The 20,699-nt window shown below is 70.0% G+C and carries 18 protein-coding genes and 1 pseudogene; 11 read left to right on the top strand and 8 right to left on the bottom strand.

All coding sequences use genetic code 11. The annotated features are described in order from the left end of the window. The first annotated feature begins 91 nt into the window (after positions 1-91). Positions 92-979: a universal stress protein gene (locus ACIRQ9_RS32950; protein ID WP_404181805.1), complete on the top strand. Its 888-nt coding sequence runs from the start codon at positions 92-94 to the stop codon at positions 977-979. Positions 980-1,073: 94 nt separating this feature from the next. Here ACIRQ9_RS32950 and ACIRQ9_RS32945 read toward each other — a convergent pair whose 3' ends face one another. The 3 genes from ACIRQ9_RS32945 to ACIRQ9_RS32935 form a co-directional block, all read right to left on the bottom strand. Continuing rightward, positions 1,074-2,099: a 6-phosphofructokinase gene (locus tag ACIRQ9_RS32945; protein ID WP_404181802.1), complete on the bottom strand. Its 1,026-nt coding sequence runs from the start codon at positions 2,097-2,099 to the stop codon at positions 1,074-1,076. Between the two features lie 169 nt (positions 2,100-2,268). After that, positions 2,269-2,556 (bottom strand): DUF1876 domain-containing protein, encoded by a 288-nt coding sequence (locus ACIRQ9_RS32940; protein WP_404181799.1) that lies wholly within the window; start codon positions 2,554-2,556, stop codon positions 2,269-2,271. Between the two features lie 176 nt (positions 2,557-2,732). Next, positions 2,733-4,448, bottom strand: a complete 1,716-nt coding sequence (locus ACIRQ9_RS32935) for a SulP family inorganic anion transporter (RefSeq protein WP_404181796.1) — start codon at positions 4,446-4,448, stop codon at positions 2,733-2,735. A gap of 347 nt (positions 4,449-4,795) precedes the next feature. Here ACIRQ9_RS32935 and ACIRQ9_RS32930 point away from each other — a divergent pair, with 347 nt between their 5' ends. The 3 genes from ACIRQ9_RS32930 to ACIRQ9_RS32920 all read left to right on the top strand — a co-directional run bounded on the left by ACIRQ9_RS32930 (position 4,796) and on the right by ACIRQ9_RS32920 (position 7,238). Then, on the top strand, positions 4,796-5,701 hold the full coding sequence (locus tag ACIRQ9_RS32930) for a universal stress protein (RefSeq protein ID WP_404181793.1): 906 nt from the start codon (positions 4,796-4,798) through the stop codon (positions 5,699-5,701). Between the two features lie 210 nt (positions 5,702-5,911). Beyond that, positions 5,912-6,979, top strand: a complete 1,068-nt coding sequence (locus ACIRQ9_RS32925) for a zinc-dependent alcohol dehydrogenase family protein (protein ID WP_404181790.1) — start codon at positions 5,912-5,914, stop codon at positions 6,977-6,979. A gap of 85 nt (positions 6,980-7,064) precedes the next feature. Continuing rightward, positions 7,065-7,238 carry a hypothetical protein gene (locus ACIRQ9_RS32920; protein WP_404181787.1) on the top strand — a complete coding sequence of 58 codons (174 nt, stop codon included), beginning with the start codon at positions 7,065-7,067 and terminating at the stop codon, positions 7,236-7,238. Between the two features lie 147 nt (positions 7,239-7,385). Here ACIRQ9_RS32920 and ACIRQ9_RS32915 read toward each other — a convergent pair whose 3' ends face one another. Then, entirely contained in the window at positions 7,386-8,261 is an 876-nt protein-coding gene (locus ACIRQ9_RS32915; protein ID WP_404181784.1) for a helix-turn-helix transcriptional regulator, read from the bottom strand. A 101-nt stretch (positions 8,262-8,362) separates the two neighbouring features. Here ACIRQ9_RS32915 and ACIRQ9_RS32910 point away from each other — a divergent pair, with 101 nt between their 5' ends. Genes ACIRQ9_RS32910 through ACIRQ9_RS32900 form a run of 3 tightly spaced genes read left to right on the top strand, consistent with a single transcriptional unit; the run spans position 8,363 to position 10,392 of the window. Continuing rightward, positions 8,363-9,127, top strand: a complete 765-nt coding sequence (locus tag ACIRQ9_RS32910; protein WP_404181781.1) for an SDR family oxidoreductase — start codon at positions 8,363-8,365, stop codon at positions 9,125-9,127. Positions 9,128-9,141: 14 nt separating this feature from the next. Then, a complete protein-coding gene (locus ACIRQ9_RS32905; RefSeq protein ID WP_404181778.1) occupies positions 9,142-9,477 on the top strand; it encodes a nuclear transport factor 2 family protein in 336 nt (111 codons plus the stop codon). 30 nt (positions 9,478-9,507) lie between these two features. Further along, entirely contained in the window at positions 9,508-10,392 is an 885-nt protein-coding gene (locus ACIRQ9_RS32900) for an SDR family NAD(P)-dependent oxidoreductase (protein ID WP_404181775.1), read from the top strand. 36 nt (positions 10,393-10,428) lie between these two features. On the opposite strand, the gene ACIRQ9_RS32895 is transcribed toward ACIRQ9_RS32900, so the two are convergent. Beyond that, positions 10,429-10,896 (bottom strand): MarR family winged helix-turn-helix transcriptional regulator, encoded by a 468-nt coding sequence (locus ACIRQ9_RS32895; protein WP_404181772.1) that lies wholly within the window; start codon positions 10,894-10,896, stop codon positions 10,429-10,431. A 35-nt stretch (positions 10,897-10,931) separates the two neighbouring features. Between ACIRQ9_RS32895 and ACIRQ9_RS32890 the strand changes: the two genes are divergently transcribed. Continuing rightward, a complete protein-coding gene (locus ACIRQ9_RS32890; RefSeq protein ID WP_404181769.1) occupies positions 10,932-11,420 on the top strand; it encodes a VOC family protein in 489 nt (162 codons plus the stop codon). A 403-nt stretch (positions 11,421-11,823) separates the two neighbouring features. After that, the gene (locus tag ACIRQ9_RS32885; RefSeq protein ID WP_404181766.1) at positions 11,824-12,591 is read left to right on the top strand and encodes an SDR family NAD(P)-dependent oxidoreductase; all 768 of its coding nucleotides are present in this window, start codon (positions 11,824-11,826) and stop codon (positions 12,589-12,591) included. Positions 12,592-13,082: 491 nt separating this feature from the next. Here ACIRQ9_RS32885 and ACIRQ9_RS32880 read toward each other — a convergent pair whose 3' ends face one another. From ACIRQ9_RS32880 to ACIRQ9_RS32870, 3 genes are read right to left on the bottom strand one after another with little or no spacing between them, the layout of a single operon-like run. After that, positions 13,083-15,836, bottom strand: a complete 2,754-nt coding sequence (locus ACIRQ9_RS32880; protein WP_404181763.1) for an alkaline phosphatase family protein — start codon at positions 15,834-15,836, stop codon at positions 13,083-13,085. A gap of 13 nt (positions 15,837-15,849) precedes the next feature. After that, complete coding sequence (locus ACIRQ9_RS32875) at positions 15,850-17,211, bottom strand: ABC transporter permease (protein WP_404181760.1); 1,362 nt, start codon at positions 17,209-17,211, stop codon at positions 15,850-15,852. Beyond that, positions 17,208-18,149: an ABC transporter ATP-binding protein gene (locus tag ACIRQ9_RS32870; protein WP_404181758.1), complete on the bottom strand. Its 942-nt coding sequence runs from the start codon at positions 18,147-18,149 to the stop codon at positions 17,208-17,210. Before ACIRQ9_RS32870 ends, ACIRQ9_RS32875 begins: the two co-directional genes overlap by 4 nt. A gap of 270 nt (positions 18,150-18,419) precedes the next feature. On the opposite strand from ACIRQ9_RS32870, the pseudogene ACIRQ9_RS32865 reads away from it, so the two are divergent. Next, positions 18,420-19,444, top strand: a pseudogene (locus ACIRQ9_RS32865) (IS630 family transposase). Positions 19,445-19,555: 111 nt separating this feature from the next. After that, positions 19,556-20,677: an IS630 family transposase gene (locus tag ACIRQ9_RS32860; protein ID WP_404181755.1), complete on the top strand. Its 1,122-nt coding sequence runs from the start codon at positions 19,556-19,558 to the stop codon at positions 20,675-20,677. The last annotated feature ends 22 nt before the right edge of the window (positions 20,678-20,699 follow it).

Here is a 20,699-nt window from a genome sequence, read left to right as displayed (position 1 = left end):
GAAAGTTCCGTCCGTCGGGACGCGGCCGGGTCCGGTCGGGGAAAGGTCGAGGAGGATGTGACCGGACCCGGCGAGTGGAGGAGGGGACACGATGGACCACCCGGTGCTGGCGGGCGTTGACGGATCCGAGCACGGTCTCGCCGCGGCCGAGTGGGCGGCGGGAGAAGCGGAGCGGAGGGGTGTTCCCCTCCGGCTCGTGCACGCAGCCCCTCCGCTTCCGGGTGACCCCTCCGCCGGACCCGCAGGCGAGACGTTGCGGCGCGTGGGCGAACATCTCGTCCAGGAGGCGGTCGCGGACCTGCGCGTGCGCCACCCGGACCTGCGGGTGTCGGGCCGGCAGAGTGCCGACGCCCCGGCCGGGGCGCTCCTGTCCGAGGCGCACGCTGCCGGGCTCCTCGTGGTGGGTGCGCGGGGTTCGGGTGGCTTCGCGGGGCTGGCGGTCGGCTCGGTGGCACTCCGGGTGGCCGCCGCGGCCACCTGCCCCGTCGTGGTGGTTCCCGGCCGGCGCCCCGGCGACTTCGGGAACGGAACGCGCGCGGCGGACGGCTCCGACGTCGTGGTGGGCTTCGACGCGCACCGGCCGGTCGACGAGGTGGCGGACTTCGCGTTCAAGACGGCCAGGACGCGTGGGGCGCTGCTCCGGGTGGTGCAGGCCTGGGCCTTCCCCGTCGAGGCGGTGTCGCCCCGGACGCTGTTCGTCACCGAGGAGGACCGAGCCACCTGGGAGGACCAGGAGGTGCTGCGACTGTCCGACGCGGTGGGTGTCCGGCAGGAAAAGTACCCGGAGGTGACGGTTCGTACGGATGTGGTGCTGCTCCACCCCGCGGAGGCGCTGCTGAACGCCTCCCGGACGGCGGCCCTGCTGGTGGTGGGCCGCCGTACTGGCAGGCCGGACGGCGAAGGACGCCTCGGGCCCGTCACGCACGCTGTGCTGCACCACGCCGGCTGCCCCGTGGCGGTCGTACCGCACGCCCGCTGACACACGCGACGCAGGGACCGGCGAGAGGTCCGCTCCGTCTGCCGTGCAGCGCGTGGGTCCGGGTCGTGGATCAGCCGAAGAACATCTCGAATTATCAGCCGAAGAAGACCTCGAACTCGTCGTAGAGCGACGGATCGACCACCTTGGTCCTCGACTCGGCACCGGGGATGGGCACCCGTACGATGCCGGTGCCCCGCAGGGCGACCATGGTTCCGAACGCGCCCTCCCTGACCGCGTCCACGGCGTGCAGCCCGAAGCGGGTGGCCAGCCAGCGGTCGAAGGCACTCGGCGTGCCGCCGCGCTGGACGTGACCGAGGACCGTCGTGCGGGCGTCCGTGCCGGTGCGCCGCGAGATCTCGCGCGCCAGCCACTCGCCGATCCCGGACAGCCGCACGTGGCCGTACTCGTCCACCGACCGGTCCTTGAGGACCATCTGGCCCTCCTTGGGCACGGCACCCTCCGCGGTCACCACGATGGGCGCGTAATGGAACTCGAAGCGGCTCTTCACCCAGGCGCAGACCTGCTCGATGTCGAACGGCCGCTCCGGGACGAGGATCACGTTCGCGCCGCCCGCGACACCCGCGTGCAGGGCGATCCATCCGGAGTGGCGGCCCATCACCTCGACGACCAGGGTGCGCATGTGCGACTCGGCGGTGGTGTGGAGGCGGTCGATGGCCTCGGTAGCGATGCCCACGGCCGTGTCGAAGCCGAAGGTGTAGTCGGTGCCGGGAACGTCGTTGTCGATCGTCTTGGGCACGCCGACCAGAGGAATACCCTGCCGGCTCAGTTCGGCCGCCGCCCCGAGCGTGTCCTCGCCTCCGATGACCACGAGGGCGTCGATGCCGTGCGCGGCGAGGGTGTCCTTGATGCGCCGCACGCCGTTCTCGTGCTTGAACGGGTTGGTCCGCGACGAGCCGAGAATGGTCCCGCCGAGCGGCAGGATGCCCCGCACCTCGGGGATGCCCAGTGGTCTCACGTCGTCCCGGAGCGCGCCGAGCCAGCCGTCCCGCAGGCCGGCGAACTCGAACCCGTACTCCTGGACGCCCTTGCGGACCACACCGCGGATCACGGCGTTGAGACCGGGGCAGTCGCCGCCGCCGGTCAGCACTCCTACCTTCATGGCTCCTCCCCCTGTCGCCCGGGTGAGGTTCTGTGACCGCGGGACGGCCACCGTGACACCCATTCTGAGTGACGGGACCCGCACCTGCGACTCGCTCCGCTCCGAAGACGGTGTGGTGCCGCGGGTTCCCGGAGCCCGGCCGGCCCCGCGACCAGGCCTCCTCCGGAAATCAGACAGGCCATCCGGCTGTCTGCCGGTCGGGCGGCCGGGTCCCGGCCGCGGCCCGGACGTCCCGGTCGGCCGTGGTGAGCAGCTGCCTGCCGAGATCGGTCATCGCCCTGCCCACCGCCAGTTCGTCGCCGATCTCCGGGACGTTCGTGTCCGCCGGATTGCAGTGCGCGGTTCCCCTGCCGGACAGTTCCGTGACGCCGGTGTCCAGGACCACGTGCGCCTTGGTCGTCCCGTCGTCCTCCTCGAAGAGGTGGAGGCGTACCTTCCACTCGCCTGTGTGTGACATCGCGTGCTCCTCACCGCGGTTCGGATCGGCTCGGCGCCGGCCGTCACTTCCACGATCGGACGGAATCGGCTCCCGGCCCAGGGCCGAAGGTCCCCGCACGACCGACGCCCGGCCCGGGGCGAGCCCGTGACCGCCGGACGGACGCTGACACCGGACAGCGACGGCCTCACCCCGGCCTACTGATCGTCGCGCCACTTCCGGTACGCGTCGACCGTGGTGGGGAGCGTGGGGAAGATCAGATCCGCGCCGACGGAGTCCGCCAGGCCGTGCGCCCTGAGGTCGTCGAGGAGGTCCTGTTTGACGCGGGCGAGGGCGAACACGACGCCACGGCGGGCCAGTTCCCGACGCACGGTGTCGACCGCGTCGAGGGCGGTGATGTCGACCTCCACATTCGCCTCCGCGTTGAGGACGAACCAGCGGACGGGCTCGCTCTGTTCGTCGACGGCGGCCAGCGCGCGGCGCCGGAAGTCCTCGGCGTTGGCGAAGAACAACGGGGAGTCGTAGCGGTAGACGAGGAGGCCCGGGATCGTGCGGGCCGTGGGGTAGTCGTCGATGTCGTGCATGCCCGCGAGGCCGGGGACCAGGCCCTCGACAGCGTCGTGCGGGCGGGCCACGCGGGTGAGGAGTTCCGCCACCGAGAGCCCGACGGCCACCAGGACGCCGTAGAGGATGTCGAGCGCGAGGACACCGGCAAGACAGCCGAGCGCGAGCAGGACCTCCCGGCGCCGGAAGGCCGCCAGGCGGCGGAATCCGGCGACGTCCACCATGCGGACGGCCGCGTACACGACGAGCGCGCCGAGGACGGCGGACGGCGTCCGGGCGAGCAGAGGGCTGAGGAAGAGCAGGACGGCCAGCACCACACCCCCCGCCACCAGGGAGTACACCTGACTCATGGCACCCGCCGAGGCGGCCAGCGCGGTACGGCTCGCGCTGCTGCTCACCGGAAAGCCGTGCAGGACGCCCGCGCCGAGGTTCGCGGCGCCCAGCGACAGGAACTCCTGGTCCGCGTCGAGCCCCGGGCTTTCGGCGTCGCCCTGTCCGGCGAACGCGCGGGCTGTGAGGACGAAGTCGGTGTACGCGACGATGAGTACGCCGAGAGCCGGCAGGACCAGGCCCGGCAACTCGCCCAGCTCCGGCATCGCGAACGAGGGCAGCCCGGACGGTACCTCGCCGATGACCTTGACGCCGTAGGTGCCGTCGAGGTCGAACACCACCACGGCGGACGTGGCGAGGACCACGGCCAGCAGCGGACCCGGCACGGCACGGACGTACCGGAACACCGCGAAGAGGAACACGAGCACCGCGGTGGACAGGGCCACGGTGGCCCACTGGACTTCGGACAAGTGGGTGACGAACGACAGCAGTTGAGGGAAGAACCTGGAGCCGGCCGTCCGCACGCCGGTGAGCTTCGGCAACTGGTCCACCGTCATGATCATTGCCACGCCCGCCATGTAGCCGATCAGGACCGGGCGAGAGAGCAGGTCGGCCAGGAAGCCCAGCCGCACGACCCGTGCCACCAGGCAGAGGAGTCCGACCGCGACGGCGAGAGCGGCCGCCAGCGGAGCGTAGCGCCCGGGATCGCCCGCGGCGAGCGGGCCCACCACCGTGGCGGTCATCAGGGCCGTCGTGGACTCGGGCCCGACCGAGAGCAGGCGGGACGAGCCGAACAGCGCGTACAGGGCGAGGGCGGGCAGGATCGCCCACAGCCCGGCGACCGGCGACAGCCCGGCGACACCCGCGTACGCCATCACCTGTGGCACCAGGTAGGCGGCCACCGTGACGCCGGCCAGCAGGTCGCCCCGCAGCCACGCGCGCCGGTAGCCGCACAGGGCCACGATCCCGGGCACCAGGTCGCGCCACCGAGGAACACCTCTGCCCGCCTCCTCGGACATGAGCCGCCCTTCTCTCCTCGTGGACGAAGGCCGGCCGGCACCTCAACGGCTCCTGGGGACACGGCCATTCGGTTCTGCCGGTGGCGGCGGCCTCCGGCGACCGCTGGACATCATCCCGCGCGGCCGGAGCGACGGGCACGGCAGACCCACCGCAGCTCGTCACTTCTCCCCGAAGGGACCACCGCTGGGTCCCTGCCCGCGCCGCCGTCGGGGCGAAGTCGAGGGTCGGTCGGTCCCGGCCAGGGACCACCGGCCCCTTGCCCCCGGCCGTCTCCCGGGCCGCACGCTGGAACCGGCTCCTGGGGGCGGTACCGCCCGCTCGGGCTTGGCCACGGGAGGTGGAGATCATGCTCCGAACCGTCACCGTAGGTCTCGACGGCTCGGCCGAGAGCCGGGCCGCCGCGGAGTGGGCAGCCCGGGAGGCCAGACTGCGCGGCCTCTCGCTGAAGGTCGTGCACGTCCGGGAGCCGGACCCCGAGCCCGTCGCGCAGGCCCCGCTGGTCGGAGTTGAGACCTCGCAGGACTGGACGGAGAACCTCCCGTGGGAGGCCACGACGGGCATAGCCCTGCGCCACCCCGGCGTGGACGTGATCGGCGAGCTTCTCACCGGGCGCCCGGCGGTTCTGTTGGCCAAGGTCGCGGACGCCGCCGAGCTGCTCGTCCTCGGTTCCCGGGCGCTCGGCGCCGTCGGCGGCTTCCTGCTCGGCTCCGTCGGCCTGCGTGTCGTGGCGCACGCCCGGCGCCCGGTCGTGCTGGTCAGGGCGGGCGAGCAGGCCCCCGACGAGCACCTGATGGACCCGGCGGGTGTCCCCTCCGCGGCGGCGCCGTTCCGGCCCGTCGTGCTCGGAATCGACACCGAGAAACCGGACGGCACCCTGCTCGGCTTCGCGTTCGACAGCGCCGTACGCCGCACCGCGCCGCTGCGGGTGGTCCACGGCTGGAGTCTTCCCCCGACATACGACCACGCGCCCGCTGTCGGCTACGACCCCCGGGCGACGTTCGCGCGGCACATGGCGGCCGAGCTGTCCGAGGTACTGCGGCCCTGGCGGCAGAAGTACCCGGACGTGGTGGTGATCGAGGAGAGCCGCCACCGCGCTCCCGCGACGGCGATCGTCGAGGCGGCCCGTGACGCCTCGCTGGTCGTGGTGGGCCGCCGGAACCGGCACGGTTCCCTCGGCTCGCGCATCGGCCATGTCACCCACGCCGCCCTGCAGCACGCCGTCGCGCCCGTGGCCGTCGTGCCCCACGACTGATCGGGACGGCCGAACGGCGGGGTGACGCCATCGACGATGCCGGCGGGTGAGCGGGCGAGGGATGGGCCGGACAGGTGGGACCCGGGGGCCGGTCGGCCCAAGCGGCGGCAGCGCGACCGGGGACAGGGTGGATCCGCGGGGCGGATCCGGCGCCGTCCGGGCGCCCGCCGATCCCCGGCCCCGCAGCGGACCAAGGACGGTGAACGCGCCATGAAAGCCTTCGTCTTCCACGGCCCAGGGCAGGCCGCCTGGGAAGATGTCCCCGATCCCGCCGTCAAGGAGCCCACCGACGTCGTCGTCCGCGTGGACGCGGTCACGATCTGCGGAACGGACCTGCACATCCTCAAGGGCGACGTGCCCGAGGTGCGACCCGGGACGGTGCTCGGCCACGAGGCCGTCGGAGAGGTCGTGGAGGCCGGCGGCGACGTGCTGACCGTACGGCCCGGTGACCGGGTACTGGTCTCCTGCATCAGCTCCTGTGGACGGTGCCGGTACTGCCGGGACCGTATGTACGGCCAGTGCCGGGGCGGCGGGGGCTGGATCCTCGGCCATCTGATCGACGGCACCCAGGCCGAGTACGTCCGCGTTCCCTTCGCGGACCTCTCCGTGCACGCGCTGCCGAGCACGGTCGCGGACGAGGACGCCGTGCTGCTGGCCGACATCTTCCCGACCTCCTACGAGGTCGGCGTCCGCAACGGACACGTACGTCCGGGCGACACCCTCGCGGTCGTCGGCGCCGGGCCCATCGGACTCGCGGCCATCGCCACCGCCCGGATGTTCTCGCCCGAGCGGATCATCGCGGTGGACCTGACACCGGCCCGGCTGGAGGCCGCCCACCGGTTCGGCGCCGACGCCGTGGCCGACGTGCACGAGGCCCCCGCCCAGCTGGTGGCCGACCTGACGGACGGCCTGGGCGCCGACGTCGTCATCGAGGCGGTGGGCATGCCCGAGAGCTTCGAGCTGTGCACCCGCATGGTCCGGCCCGGCGGCCGTGTCGCCAACGTAGGTGTGCACGGCAGGCCGGCGACCCTCCACCTCGAAGACCTGTGGAGCAAGAACGTCACCATCACCACCGGCCTGGTCGACACCTACTCCACTCCGATGCTGCTGCGGATGGCAGCCGCCGGCCGACTGCCCGCCGCGCGGATGGTCACCCACACCTTCGCGCTGGACCGCATGGGGGAGGCCTACGACGTCTTCGGCCGGGCCGGGGAGACCGCCGCGCTCAAGGTCGTACTCGGTGGAGAACGGCACGAGGTCGCCGTACCGGCAGCGTGACCCGAGGGCGGCACCGACGCCCTGGCCCCGTGCCTCGGTACCGGCGCACGGCGACCGGACACCCCACCGCAGTGGGAGGCGGACCATGTACGCCAACGACGGATACTGGGAACTCGGTCCGCGGGAGTGTCTCAGCCGGCTCGCGACGGTGCCGGTCGACGACGTCCTCGACACCGCATGGGTCGATGACGCCGTCCTCGACCTCGGCTCCCGATGGGGCCAGTATGAACACGTCACCGATATCGGATCCGCCGCATAACAGGCCACACCAATCCACCGACCGGAAAAGTCACCCCGCGACCGGAAAGGAAAAACGTGGCCGCAGGGTGCACCGGTCGAATACATTTCCTTTCGGTCGATAAAGGAGAGCGGTCGTGGCAGAGACCACCCGGGAAACCGTAGATGGTCACTGAGAGGATCCGCCAAGATTTTGTTGTTGCTCGGTGGAGAACTGCTGGCCGCCGAGAACGGCGAGGAGTTCGAGTTTGCCGGCGGCTTCGCTTCGTGGTGGTGCGGTGAGTACGAGTAGGGCCTGGGACTGGTCCTCGGTGAAGAGGACTTGGCAGTCGACCTCGATCTCGCCGAGTTCGGCGTGGATGAGGGTTTTGTGATCCGCGAAGCGGCGGTGGACTTCTTGTCTGTTCCACAGGGATGCGAATTCCGGGCTTTTCCGGGTCAGCTCACGGACGAGTTCCGCCGCCCGGGAGTCCGGTCCCATCGCGCCGAGTGCCGCGCGGAGGGAAGCGACCTGGGCGCGGCTTTGCCGGTCGCGGTCGTGTTCTGGGTAGCGGCGGCGCTCCGTTTGGGGATGGACGAACCAGCGGTAGACCTCACTGCGCTCCAGGCCGGTGTAGCGGCCGGCGTCACCGAAGAGCGCTTTGGCCGGTTCGTTCTGGACCAGTGTCTCCCCGAGCGCCGAGATGATCAGCGCCGGGGTGTCGGCCAGCCGGTCCAGTACCCGCAGCAGCGCGGGCGCGACATAGTCGCCGCTGCTGTGACGGTCCGGTGCGCTGTGGCCCGTGACCCGGAACAGGTAGTCGCGCTCGTCGGGGGTCAGCCGGAGGGCTCGGGCGAGGGAGCCGAGGATCTGGATGCTCGGCTGGGGGCTGCGGCCCTGTTCCAGGCGGGTGTAGTAGTCGGTGGACATCCCCGCCAACTGCGCGACCTCTTCGCGGCGCAGTCCAACCGCGCGGCGGCGCGGACCGACCACTACTCCGACGTCGGAGGGCTGCAAGGTGTTTCGGTGGCGGGTGAGAAATGCGCCGAGTGCGTCGCGATCCATGCCCTCAAGTATCGGTGGGCCTGAGATGCGGAAACAGAGACTGGCTTTCCCCCGACAAGCGGACTCTGGTACGCCCTGCCCGGCGCTTGAACACTCGACTCATGAACATCAACGGAAACACCATCTTCATCCCCGGTGCGACCAGCGGCATCGGTCTTGAACTCGCTCTCGCGCTCCGCGCCAAGGGCAACACCGTCATCATCGGCGGTCGGCGCACGGAGCTGCTGGAGAAGATCACTGCCGAGCACCCCGGTATCCGCGCGGTCCGCATCGACACCACCAGCTCCGACAGCATCCGCGAAGCCGCCTCCCAGGTGATCGCGGAGTACCCGGAGCTCAACGTCCTCGTCACCATGGCGGGGATCATGCGGATCGAGGACTGGACCAAGCCGGAAGGGTTCCTCACCAGTGCGGAGGAGACCGTCACAACCAATCTGCTCGGCCCGATCCGGCTCATCGCCGCGTTCGTCGAACACCTTCGGACCCGGCCGGACGCGACGATCATGACCGTCTCCTCGGGGCTCGCGTTCACACCCTTGCGGATCACGCCGAGCTACAACGCGACCAAGGCCGCGATCCACATGCTCAGTGAGACCCTGCGCCTCCAGCTGGCCGGCACGACGGTGAAGGTTGTGGAGCTGGAGCCGCCGTCCGTGGCGACCGATCTGGTACCCGGCCAGCGGGAGAGTTCGTTCGCCATGCCGCTGGACGAGTTCATCGCCGAGGTCGTCACGCTGATCGAGACGCAGCCTGACGCGCGAGAGATCCAGGTCGAGCGGGTGAAGTTCCTCCGCTACGGCGAGGCCCGCGGCGATTACGACGAGACCGTGGCCACGGTGAACCACCTGGACCCGCACGGAAGGTGAACGAGGAATCCACCATGACTGAAATCTCCCTGCCCGCGCCGATCAAGGAGTTCGTCGACGCGACCAACCGCGGCGACTCGGCGGCTTTCGTGGACGCATTCACCAGCGACCCGGTGCTGGAGGACTGGGGCCGAGTGTTCGTCGGACGCGACGGTATCGCGGCGTGGAACCACAGCGACAACATCGGCAAGCAGTCCCGCTTCGAGGTCCTTGCTGCCGAGCCCGGCTCCGATCCGGATATCTACGTCGTCACCCTCCGGGTGACCGGCAACGGCTACAACGGCAGCAGCCCGATCACGTTCCAACTGCGCGAGGGCCGGATCGACCGGCTCACCATCGCACCCGACTGACTCAGCGCTCACGAATCGTAGGAAAGCATCATGTCCACTGTTCTGATCACCGGCGCGGCCACCGGCATAGGCCGGCTGAGCGCGATCGCGCTCGCCCGCGCGGGCCACACCGTCTACGCCACCATGCGCGATCCCCAAGGCCGCAACGCTGCCCGGGCGCAGAGCTTGCGGGCCGAGACCGCCGGTCACGACCTGCATGTCCTCGAACTGGACGTGCAGTCCCAGGAATCCGCCAACACCGCGGTACAGGCCGCCATTGACGAAGCGGGCGGTCTCGATGTGGTCGTGCACAACGCGGCCCACCTGCTCGTCGGCTACACCGAGGCATTCACCGCCGAAGACGTGGCGCACCTGTTCGACGTGAATGTGCTGGGCGCGCAGCGCGTCAACCGCGCAGTGCTGCCGCACCTGCGTGAACGCCGGGCCGGCACTCTGCTGTATGTCGGCAGCACCACCAGCGTCATCGTGCCTCCGTTCCTGGGCCCGTACGTGGCGTCCAAGTCCGCGTTCGACGCACTCGCCCAGGTCACCTCCTACGAGGCCAACCACTTCGGCATCGAGACGGTGATCGTGATGCCCGGGCCCTTCACGCACGGCACCGAGCACTTCCCGAACTCCGGCCGCGCCAGCGACCAGGCCGTGACCGCGCAGTACGCCGCACTGGACAACTACGTCGCTCGCAACGAGGACGCCACCAACGCGCTGTTCACCCCGGGGACCGACGCCGATCCGACCGCGGTCGCGGACGAGATCACCCGCATCCTCGCCCTCCCGACCGGGGCGAGGCCGGCCCGCAGCGTCGTCGACTTCTCCCGTGGCGGCGTCGAGGGAGTCAACGCCCTTGCTCTGACCGCCCAGCGAGAGTACGTCAAGCGCATGGGCTTCGCCGACCTGCTCCCCGCCGAAGCCCGCTGAGCCGTGAGCCGTGGCCCGTACCACGGCTCAGCGGAGTCAGGCTGATCCGGCGTCGGCAGGCGACGGGTTTGCGGGCTCGACGCGGCGCAGGACCGCGGCCAGGGAGGCGCGCAGATCGTTCTGCGCGCCTGGGGTCAGGCCGCCGAGAAGGTCCGCTTCCATCGCGCGAATGTCACGTCGGACGTTTCGGACCAGTTCACGGCCGCCTGCGGTCAGCCTCACGGTACGCCGGCGGCGGTCCGACTCGTCGATCTCCCGGGCGATCAGACCGCGATCACCGAGTGCGTCCAGGTGGCCGATCAGCCGTGTGGGATCTCGGCGACTGCGACGGGCAAGCTCCTTCTGCGTCAGGCCGTCCTCGCGCGACAGCCGGTCGAGGATGACGTACTCCCACATCGTCACGCCGTGGGCTTCAAGGAGCGGCGCCTCACGCTCGACGACGACGCCGAGCAGCCGACTCAACATAGCGCCGAGGTCCTCGCCTGGACCCTCTGCTTCTGCCATTGCCACCATTCATGCACCCACGTAGATTATCTACCATGACAAACAAATCATCCCGTGCGACTGACGTCGCCGCTGCCCCCATCGAACACGACACCCCCACCAACAGCGTGCGTTTCGCGATGGTCGTGCTCTACGTCCGTGACCTGCAACGCTCGATCGACTTCTACCGACTCCTGGGGCTGGACATCACCGACCCGCACCCTGAGCGCCCTGTCGCGGCGTGGAAGGAGAACGGCGCGCTCCGAATGATCATCACCACAGCCCCCGTCGCGCAGCGCTTCGACCCCAACTGGATCCGCCCCGCAGCAGGCGGCTACCAGCAGGTCGTCGAGTTCTTCGTCGACAGCGATGAAGCCGTCGACGCCGCCTGGAAGCGACTCACCTCCGCCGGCCACAAGGGCATCAGCGCCCCCGAGCACCTCCTCGAACCCTACGCGACGATGATCGAAGACCCGGACGGCAACGTGGTTCTGATCACCAGCGAACCCGCAGAAAAGGCACCGGAGGAGTCAGTAGCACCGTGACCGTCTCCCTGGACGCCAGGGTCGCGGAGGTCACGCAACCGGGCGACTGGGCCGCCGAGCCGGGCCTGATCCGGATGTGCTCGGATTGGGCGGGACGGCGGTCCCATGTACGAAGAGGTCTCATCCGGCTGTACGAAGAGGTCTCATCCGGCGAGGGAGACCACATCGGCCTGAACCACGCGCCGAACCTGCCCCTGCGCACCTTTCCCTGCCTTTCGGTGACCCCATGCCACGGCGACCGTCTCCGTCCCCCATATGCCGATTGGGGTAAATCCCGAGATGGCCATGGAATGTGTTTGACATTCCCGAAGCGGTTTGTATTTTGGGCTGTCAGTCGTCACCCAAGGTACACAATGCGCGCCGGGAACATATTCCTGCCGAGAGTCTGGAAAGGACTTCCCCCATGGCTGCTCCCGTGGTCGTCATCACCGGCGCGCTCACCGGAATCGGCCGTGCCACCGCCGTGGCCTACGGCCGCCGAGGGGCCGACGTCGTGGTCTCCGGCCGCCACCCGGACGCGGGAGAGGAACTCGTCCGGGAACTGGGGGACCTCGGGGCGCGCGCTCTCTTCGTGCGCGCCGACGTGCGCTTCGACGACCAGGTCTGCGACCTCGTCGACCAGGCCGTCGAGCGCTTCGGCAGGATCGACGTCGCCTTCAACAACGCGGGCACGGAGGGGCGGCCGGGGCCGATCACCGAGCTCACGGAAGAGGCCTACGAGGAGACCTTCGACACGAACGTCAAGGGGACCGTGCTGAGCATGAAGCACGAGTTCCGTGTCATGAAGGAACGCGGCGGCGGCAGCATCATCAACGTCAGTTCCACCTACGGGCAGATGGGGCTCCCGGAGGCCGCCCTCTACGTCGGCAGCAAGCACGCGGTCATCGGTCTGACCCGGGTCGCCGCCCTGGAAGGTGCCGCGTTCGGCATCCGTGTCAACGTCGTTGCCCCCGGATATACGCAGACCGCCATGTACGAGCGCGTCACCGGCAGCGACCAGGTGCGCAGCGCGGTCAACTCCGTCTTGCCGATGCGGCGTGCCGGGACGCCCGAGGAAGTGGCCGAGGCCGTGCTGTTCCTGGGTTCCGAAAAGTCCGCGTACATCACGGGCCAGACCCTCACCCTGGACGGCGGACTCATGGCGGGATGGCCGCTCTTCCCCTCGTCCTGACGTCCGCCACACCGGGCCACGCGGCGGGGTGACCGCGTGGCGGCCGGGTGAACGGGCCTGTTGGGCCGAAGACTTGCGCCACCACGGTGGGAGGATCGCCGAGGAGAACCACTTGCGCTCGCCCGCCCCACCGTCACCTCGCCCGCCCCGCCTGAGTCGTGAAATTCCTCGGCTGACGGTGGCTGTCGCGCACCACGAGCCGGTGGCCGCCGTTTCCGGCCGAGGTGATGATCGTGCCCTCGGGAAGGGCACGCCGACACCTGCGACGGCCGGGAAGACGGGGCTCAGGAGACCTCCGGGCCGACGCCGGCGAGAAGCGGCCTCCAGCCGGGTCGTACGGATCTGGCCGATCAGTTCTCGATGGTCAGGGACCGCCTCCGCCAGGTCTCCGCCACGTCATCCAGGACACGGAGCGCTCGGAGGACGCGCAGCACGCGCAGGACCCCGGCGCCGGCCGGGGTCCCCGTGATTCCTCGAAGCGAGCGGGGTGATCAGCCGTCGTTCTCCGAGGACGGCAAGTAGGCGCCCGGTACGTCGTCCGGCAGGTAGATCTTCTTGTCACCTGGGTAGGGCTTGTTCCAGTTGTGGGTCTGGTACCAGGTGTAGCGGTTCATCTGGGTCGGGTTGGCGTAGTCCGGCACCGCGTTCTGGCCGGTGAGCCGCTGGTGCGAGGCCCAGGTCCGCCACTGCGCCGCGACCGCCTTCTCGGCCGCAGGCACGGACACGGACGTCGGCGCGGCCGCCGCCTTCCTGTCCTGGGGAGCCGGGGTGTCCGAGCCGCAGGCGGGCTGCGGGTTCACGCCGAGGGTCAGCGAGGTGCGGTTCGGGACCGTCGTGAACGGCGTGGTGTCCGCCTTCCCGGTGAACGCCCCGTACATCGGGGTGGCGGCGCTGTCCAACTGGTTCATCGGGTGGATCCCAAGGATCTGCTCGACCGTGCGGACCATGGTGATCTGCGAGTAGTAGTGGTGGTCGACCTTGCCGTGCTGGGCGTACGGGCTGATGACCTGGACCGGGGCGCGGTGGCCGTCGACGTGGTCGAGGCCCGCCTGGGAGTCGTCCTCGACGACGAAGATCGCCGAGTCCTTCCAGTATTTGCTATGGGTGATCTCGTCGACCATCCGGCCGACCGCGAGGTCGTTGTCGGCGACCTCGGCCGCGGCGTTGGCCGGTCCGCCGGTGTGGTCGTTGGAGAACCAGAACATGTTCAGGTTCGCGGGGCCGTTCTTCTCGAAGTCCTGCTTCCAGATCTGCTCTTTGTAGATGTCCGGGACGTCCAGGTCGAACAGTGGAAATCCCTGCACGGACACGTCGTTGAGCGAGGGGATCGCCGAACCCGTCTTGATCGGGTAAGCGGTGCCGGCGCCGGTCGCGGCCATGTTCTTGCTGTCGCAGTACAGGTTCTGCCAGTTCGCCCCGGCCGGCTTGCTCTCGTACGACTGGAACTCGCCGAAGTCCTTCACGGACCGGCCGGCCGCCTGCGCGCCGCTCCAGATGAACCCGGTCTTCTGGTGACCGAGGACGTCGTTCTCGGTGTCGTAACTACGCGTGTACTCGCCGGCCGACGACTCGGTGTACTCCGGGTTGTCCGACTGCATCAGCCAGTTGTGGCCCTCGGCGGAGTTGGTGCCGATGTCGTAGAAGTTGTCGTACAGCCCGAACTGTTCCGCCAGCGCGTGCTGGTTGGGTGTGACGTTCGCGCCGAACTGGGTCAGCGAGGAGTTGCCGTTGCCCTGCGGCAGGTCGCCGAGGACCTGGTCGTAGGTACGGTTCTCCTTGACGAGCAGGAAGACGTGCTTGATCGTCGACGGATCGCCGATCCGCTTGGGGACCGGCACGGCCTTCTTGCGGCCGTTGCCCCGAGCGGTCCTGACCGAGTTGGACGTCCAGCCGTTCTGCCGGAACACCTTGGCCGTCTCGGACCTGACGACCTGGTCGCTCGGCAGGGCGAACTGGGTCAGGCTCGACGTGGTGTCGTGCGTGTTGTGGCCGGCCGCGTCCGGGCGCAGGGCATCGACACCGCGGGTGTTGGAGACCACGATCGTCCCGCCAGCGGTGGCGATCTCCGACGGGAAGTAGTCCGTGGGGATCAGGCCGACATAGCGGGCCGGCATCTGCGGCGAGGCGTAGCGGTAGACGGCGACCGCGTTGGCGCGGCCCAGCGTGACGAGCAGCCGGCCGTCGGCGGTGAGGGCGACCGCGTTGGGCTCGTAGCCGACGGATGCCTCGGGCCAGGGCTGGGTGGAGATGGTCTGGACGACCCGGTCTCTGCGGCTGTCGATGACCGAGACACTGTTGTCGGCGGTGTTGGTGACGAAGACCGCGCCCTTGCTCGCGTACACCGCGGTCGGGTGCAGGCCCACCGCGATGGTGCCGACGGCGGCGGCCGGGTCGGCGGTGTCGATGACGCTGACCGTGCCGGTGGTGCTGGCGCCGGTCTTCGGGTCGGCGACGACGTCGGTACCGTAGGAGTTGATGGTGGTGTCGCCGGCCCTGGCCGGACGGCCCCCCTCGTTGCTGACGTACAGCTTGCCGTCGGCCAGGGCGATGCCGCGCGGGGCGTTGCCGACGGCCCAGGTCTGCGTGACCGTTCCGGTCGCCGCGTCGATGGCGACCACCTTGTTCTGGCCGTTGACCGCGGAGTACACGGTGGCGCCGTCGGCGGAGAACACGGCGGCCCCCACCAGCGCCTGCTTGGCGCCGTCGGCCGCGATCGTGACGCTCTTCGGGTCGGCGAGGGTGCCGTCGGCGTCGACGGTGAACCGGGTGTAGCCGTTCGCCTGGCCCAGCCACAGCTGCTTGCCGTCGGGCGAGTACGTCGGGCCCTCCTGGCCGACCGCGGCGCTGCTGATGCGCAGGTCGTCCGCCGCGTTGGTGCCGATCTTCTGCCTGACCCGGCCGGTGGCGAGGTCCATGACGACCAGTGACGCGTCCCCGTCGGTGACCGAGGCCGCGAGGCGGGTGCCGTCCGGGCTGACCGCCGACGACATGATCTTGCCGTCATTGATGACGCTACGGCTGCCGTACGGCTTGATGTACTGGTCGGCGGAGACGACCTGGCCGTCGTCGGTGGTCTGGCCGACCTGCTGGGTGCCGAACCGGTACGTCGAGGCGACCGCGGTGCCGGTGACACCGAGGGCGACGGCGATACCGGCGGTCACCAGCAGGGCGTGCCGGCCGACACGGTGGCCGAGGAAGGTGACATGTCTCTTCTCGCTGGTCCGGCGCTGTCGGGTTACCTGCACGGAAATGTTCCCTTCAGTGGGTGTCGAGCAGTTCGACGTTGCCGTCGAACTGCCACAGGGGATTCGGGGCGTCGCCGGTCGAGGTCCGTACGAGGAAGTAGCCGTTGACTTCCTTGGGGCCGTCGCCGTCGGCCATGAACCGCCCGTCCGAGGTGATGTCGAGCTGGTAGACCGCCGTCCCCGTCACCGCCTTCACGCCGGGGAGGTGCCAGCTCACCACGCAGCGCCAGTCGTTCCCCGGGCCCTCCTGGGCGGCCTGGCCGTCGCTCTTCGTGCACATCGCCGTGGCCCCCAACTGCTCCTCGGTGACGGCGGGCCGGTGGAGTTCCCGCGTCTGCAGGCGGTAGAGGTGCGCGAAGACCGTGGCCAGGGACGTCTGCACCTTGTCCTGTGCGATGCCGGAGCCCGTCGAGGGAGCGGCCACGGCGACCGCCCCGACGGTGACGGCGGTCAGCGCGGCCAGCGGCAGCACGCCGAGGACGAGCGCGCGGCGCCCGGAACCGTCGTAGGCCGGGTTGGTGAAGTCCCGCCGTACGAACAGCGCATAGGCCAGGGCGGTCGCGAGTACCGCCCACGCGAGGCTCACCGCGACGCCGGTCAGCAGCGGGGCGAGCTGGGTGGGGCTGGTGAACAGGCCGTTCCAGGAGATGAAGGCGTAGCCCGGCAGCGCGAGGCGCACGGCGACGGGCAGCGGCAGCATCTGGGCGACCGACAGCGCGAGCGCGAACACCGGGGGCAGCAGCAGCCCCATGGGGGATCGGCCGAGGGCGACCGAGCCGAGCAGCCCGATCGCGGCGAGCGAGAGGGTCGGGGCGAGGGCGGCGGTCCAGGCGAGCAGGACCTTGAGGGCCGTGTCCCCTGGCGACAGCAGATGTCCGTCCAGTCCCACCAGCGGCTGGTTGCCGACCGCGAGCAGTCCGCCGACGGCGCTGGAGCAGGCCAGCCCGGCCACGAGCAGCAGGATCACGGTGAGGCCGGCGAGGGACTTCGCCACGAAGATCCGGGCGGGGGAGCGGACCGCGACGAGCAGGTGGCGCCAGGTGCCGAGCCGGTCCTCGGAGGCGAACACGTCACCGGCGACCACCGAGGTCAGCAGCGGCAGCGCCCAGGTGCCGGCGAAACCGAGCATCACCAGCGGGCCGGCCCAGCCGGTGGCGTGCATCCAGCGGCCGAAGAGGGTGTCGGAAGGCAGCGTGCTCTGCTGACCGACCCCGGCGACGAAGAGCGCGGGCACGATCCAGCAGGCGAGCACCAGCAGCCGGATCCGCCACTGTGAGATCAGCTTCACCAGTTCGAACCGGTAGGCGCGAGCGACGGGGACACGACGCGCGGCGGCGTGCGCGTGCCCGGCGGCGGGTGCGGTGGTCGTGGTCATCGGCCGGCCTCCTGCCGCTCGGTGAGAGCGAGGAACGCGGCCTCCAGCGGGGATACGACAGGGGCGAGTTCGCGGACCGCCACGTTCGCGCGCACCACCCGGGCGATGAGTTCGTCGAGGGCGGGCACCCGGCCACGGACGACGAGCACGTCGGCGTCCTGCCGTAGCTCGCTGTCGTCGACGGTTCGGATGCCGGAGGTGTCCTCGGCGATCCGGCGAGCGGTCCCGGAGTCGGAGGTGCGCAGCCGGTAGTCGAGTTCGCGGGTCTCTGCGGCCAGCTTGGCCAGGGGACCGGAGAACACCACGCGTCCGGTGGCGAGGATGGTGACTTCGGAGCAGAGCGCCTCCAGGTCGTCCATCCGGTGGCTGGAGAGGACCACGGCGGTGCCGTCGGCGGCGAGCCGGGTGAGGACGCCGTGCACCTGCCGCTTGGCCGACGGGTCGAGGCCGTTGGACGGCTCGTCGAGCACGAGTAGCCGGGGTCTGGTGAGCAGGGCGGCGGCGAGGCCGAGGCGCTGGCGCATGCCGAGCGAGAAGCCGCGGGTCCTGTCGTCGGCCACGTCGGTGAGTCCGACCTCGCCGAGCACGTCGTCGATGCCCGCCTGGCCGGTTTCCAGGTCACGGAGCGCCACGAGGGCCGCGAGGTTCTGCCGGGCGGTGAGCGAGGGGTAGAGGCCGGGCGCGTCCACGAAGCCGGCGACACCGTCGGGGGCGGCGAGCGCCCGCTGCACCGGCATGCCGAGGATCTCCAGCCGGCCGCTGTCGGCGACGGCCAGACCCAGCAGCAGACCCAGCAGTGTTGTCTTTCCGGCACCGTTGGGACCGACGAGACCGTGAACCTGACCTTGTGTCACATCCAGGTCGACGCCGTCGAGGGCGACGACATCGCCGAAGCACTTGGTGATCCCGCGGGCCCGGACCGCGTCGCGTGTGTCCATGAGTTCCCTGCGCCCCTTCTTCCGCAATCCGCAGGGACTTTATGGAGAACACACAGCCCGGGCGCAGGCGGGCGATTGAACGCACGGGGAACGGTTCGTCAAGGCAACGGCAAGTCGGGCGGACGACCTCTCCACTCAAGGGGCATACCAGCCCGAGTCGGTGGGGCGGGCGACGCGGTCGCAAGGCGCGCAAGGGTGGAGGCGAGAATGTCGGACACCCGGACCCGGTGCTGACGCGCCTTCCGCGGGCGGCCAAGGCACCGACGTCGAGTGGGCGCGGCGGCAGACCGTCTGCCCTCGGCGGGCGGGAACGGTGTTCCGGTGATCGCCCAGTTGGTCCAGGCCGACGAGGACACGGTGCGGGAGGTGATCCACCGGTTCAACGAGACCGGCCTGACCTGTCTGGACCCTCGGTGGGCGGGAGGCCGACCCCGCCTGCTCAGCACGGACGACGAGGACTTCGTCGTCCAGACGGCCGCCACCCGCCCCGCGAAGCTCGGCCGGCCCTTCACCCGCTGGTCGATCCGCACACTCGCCGCCTACCTGCGGAAAGTGCGCGGACGTGTCATCCGCATCGGCCGTGAAGCCTTGCGGTGCCTGCTCCGGCGCCACGGCATCACCTTTCAGCGCACCAAGACATGGAAGGAGTCGCCCGATTCCGAGCACGACGCCAAGCTCGACCGCATCGAGCACGTCCTAGAGCATTTCCCGGACCGGGTCTTCGCCTTCGATGAGTTCGGGCCACTGGGGATCCGGCCCACCGCAGGCTCCTGCTGGGCGAAGCAGGGCAAGCCCGACCGTCTGCCGGCGACCTACCGCCGCACGCACGGCGTGACCTACTTCCACGGCTGCTGCTCCGTCGGGGACGATCGGTTGTGGGGCCTCAACCGCCGCCGCAAAGGCACCGCCAACACGCTGGCCGCGCTGAAGTCGATCCGCGCCGCCCGGCCTGACGGCGCACCGGTCTGCATCATTCTGGACAACCTCTCCGCCCACACCGGAGCGGACATCCGCCGCTGGGAGAAGAAGAACAAGGTCGAGCTGTCCTTCACCCCGACCTATGCGTCCTGGGCCAACCCGATCGAGGTGCACTTCGGCCCGCTGCGGCAGTTCACCCTGACGAATTCGAACCACCGCAGCCGTACCGCGCAATCCCGGTCACTGACCGCTACCTGCGCTGGCGCAACGCCGACGCCCGGCACCCCGAAGTCCTGGCCGCACAACGCAACGAACGCGCCCGCATACGCGGCGAGAAGGGCATCCGATGGGGCGGCAGACCAGCCCTCGCGGCGTGATCAAGAACGGTCCACGCCTTCCCCGCTAGTGCTGTGACCGGGAAGGTTCGCCGGGTTGGCCGTTGTGGCGGTTGGATGTGCGGTGATGTCCGTCCGACAGCTGGATGTGTGGTGGCTGAGCCTGTCCGTGTGCGCAGACTGACCGATCAGGAGGGGCAGAAGCTGCAGCAGATCGTGCGTCGGGGCAGCACCGGCTCGGTGCGCTATCGGCGGGCGATGATGCTGCTGGCTTCGGCTGGCGGGAACCGGGTGCCGGTGATCGCCCATCTGATGCAGGCCGATGAGGACACCGTGCGCGATGTGATCCACCGGTTCAACGAGATCGGCCTGGCCTGTCTGGACCCTCAGTGGGCGGGAGGCCGTCCCCGCCTGCTCAGTCGTGACGACGAGGACTTCGTCATCCAGGCGGCCACCACACGTCCCACCAAGCTCGGCCAGCCTTTCACCCGCTGGTCACTGCGGAAACTCGTCGCCTACCTGCGTAAAGTCCACGGTCGGGTGATCCTCATCGGCTGCGAGGCGTTACGGTGCCTGCTCGCCCGCCGCGGCGTCACCTTCCAGCGCACCAAGACCTGGAAGGAATCCCCGGACCCCGAGCGCGAAGTGAAGCTGGACAGGATCGAGGAAGTCCTTGACCGCTTTCCGGACCGGGTGTTCGCCTTCGACGAGTTCGGCCCGCTCGGGATCCGGCCCACCGCCGGTTCGTGCTGGGGTGCGCGGAGACGCCCCGATCGGCTGCCTGCCACCTACCACCGCACCCACGGCGTGCGGTACTTCCACGGCTGCTACTCGGTCGGTGACAACCATCTGTGGGGCATCAACAGGCGCAAGAAGGGCGCCGCCAACACGCTGGCCGCGCTGAAGTCCATCCGCGCCGCGCGGCCCGACGGCGCACCGATCTACGTGATCCTGGACAACCTGTCCGCCCACAAGGGCACCGACATCCGCCGCTGGGCGAAGAAGAACAAGGTCGAGCTGTGCTTCACCCCGACCTACGCCTCCTGGGCGAACCCCATCGAGGCTCACTTCGGACCGCTGCGGCAGTTCACCATCGCCAACTCCCATCACCCCAACCACACGGTGCAGACCCGGGCCCTGCACGCCTACCTGCGCTGGCGCAACGCCAATGCCCGCCACCGCGACGTCCTGGCCGCCGAACGCAAGGAACGCGCCCGCATCCGCAGCGAGAAGGGCATCCGCTGGGGCGGACACCCCGCAGCCAAGACCACATGAGGATCCGGGCGCCGCAGTCAGT

Origin of the sequence: Streptomyces sp. NPDC101237, assembly GCF_044767465.1 — a bacterium.
Taxonomy (GTDB): domain Bacteria; phylum Actinomycetota; class Actinomycetes; order Streptomycetales; family Streptomycetaceae; genus Streptomyces; species Streptomyces gramineus.
Note: the sequence above shows the minus strand (reverse complement) of the source record. Positions and strands in the feature narration are given on the sequence as shown.

Excerpts from the sequence above, each read along its gene's own strand:
- ACIRQ9_RS32945 (WP_404181802.1), bottom strand. The coding sequence starts at position 2,099 with ATGAAGGTAGGAGTGCTGACCGGCGGCGGCGACTGCCCCGGTCTCAAC.
- ACIRQ9_RS32890 (WP_404181769.1), top strand. The coding sequence starts at position 10,932 with ATGACAAACAAATCATCCCGTGCGACTGACGTCGCCGCTGCCCCCATC.
- ACIRQ9_RS32875 (WP_404181760.1), bottom strand. The coding sequence starts at position 17,211 with ATGACCACGACCACCGCACCCGCCGCCGGGCACGCGCACGCCGCCGCG.
- ACIRQ9_RS32925 (WP_404181790.1), top strand. The coding sequence starts at position 5,912 with ATGAAAGCCTTCGTCTTCCACGGCCCAGGGCAGGCCGCCTGGGAAGAT.
- ACIRQ9_RS32950 (WP_404181805.1), top strand. The coding sequence starts at position 92 with ATGGACCACCCGGTGCTGGCGGGCGTTGACGGATCCGAGCACGGTCTC.
- ACIRQ9_RS32930 (WP_404181793.1), top strand. The coding sequence starts at position 4,796 with ATGCTCCGAACCGTCACCGTAGGTCTCGACGGCTCGGCCGAGAGCCGG.
- ACIRQ9_RS32895 (WP_404181772.1), bottom strand. The coding sequence starts at position 10,896 with ATGGCAGAAGCAGAGGGTCCAGGCGAGGACCTCGGCGCTATGTTGAGT.
- ACIRQ9_RS32900 (WP_404181775.1), top strand. The coding sequence starts at position 9,508 with ATGTCCACTGTTCTGATCACCGGCGCGGCCACCGGCATAGGCCGGCTG.
- ACIRQ9_RS32910 (WP_404181781.1), top strand. The coding sequence starts at position 8,363 with ATGAACATCAACGGAAACACCATCTTCATCCCCGGTGCGACCAGCGGC.
- ACIRQ9_RS32885 (WP_404181766.1), top strand. The coding sequence starts at position 11,824 with ATGGCTGCTCCCGTGGTCGTCATCACCGGCGCGCTCACCGGAATCGGC.
- ACIRQ9_RS32870 (WP_404181758.1), bottom strand. The coding sequence starts at position 18,149 with ATGGACACACGCGACGCGGTCCGGGCCCGCGGGATCACCAAGTGCTTC.
- ACIRQ9_RS32935 (WP_404181796.1), bottom strand. The coding sequence starts at position 4,448 with ATGTCCGAGGAGGCGGGCAGAGGTGTTCCTCGGTGGCGCGACCTGGTG.
- ACIRQ9_RS32940 (WP_404181799.1), bottom strand. The coding sequence starts at position 2,556 with ATGTCACACACAGGCGAGTGGAAGGTACGCCTCCACCTCTTCGAGGAG.
- ACIRQ9_RS32920 (WP_404181787.1), top strand. The coding sequence starts at position 7,065 with ATGTACGCCAACGACGGATACTGGGAACTCGGTCCGCGGGAGTGTCTC.
- ACIRQ9_RS32905 (WP_404181778.1), top strand. The coding sequence starts at position 9,142 with ATGACTGAAATCTCCCTGCCCGCGCCGATCAAGGAGTTCGTCGACGCG.
- ACIRQ9_RS32915 (WP_404181784.1), bottom strand. The coding sequence starts at position 8,261 with ATGGATCGCGACGCACTCGGCGCATTTCTCACCCGCCACCGAAACACC.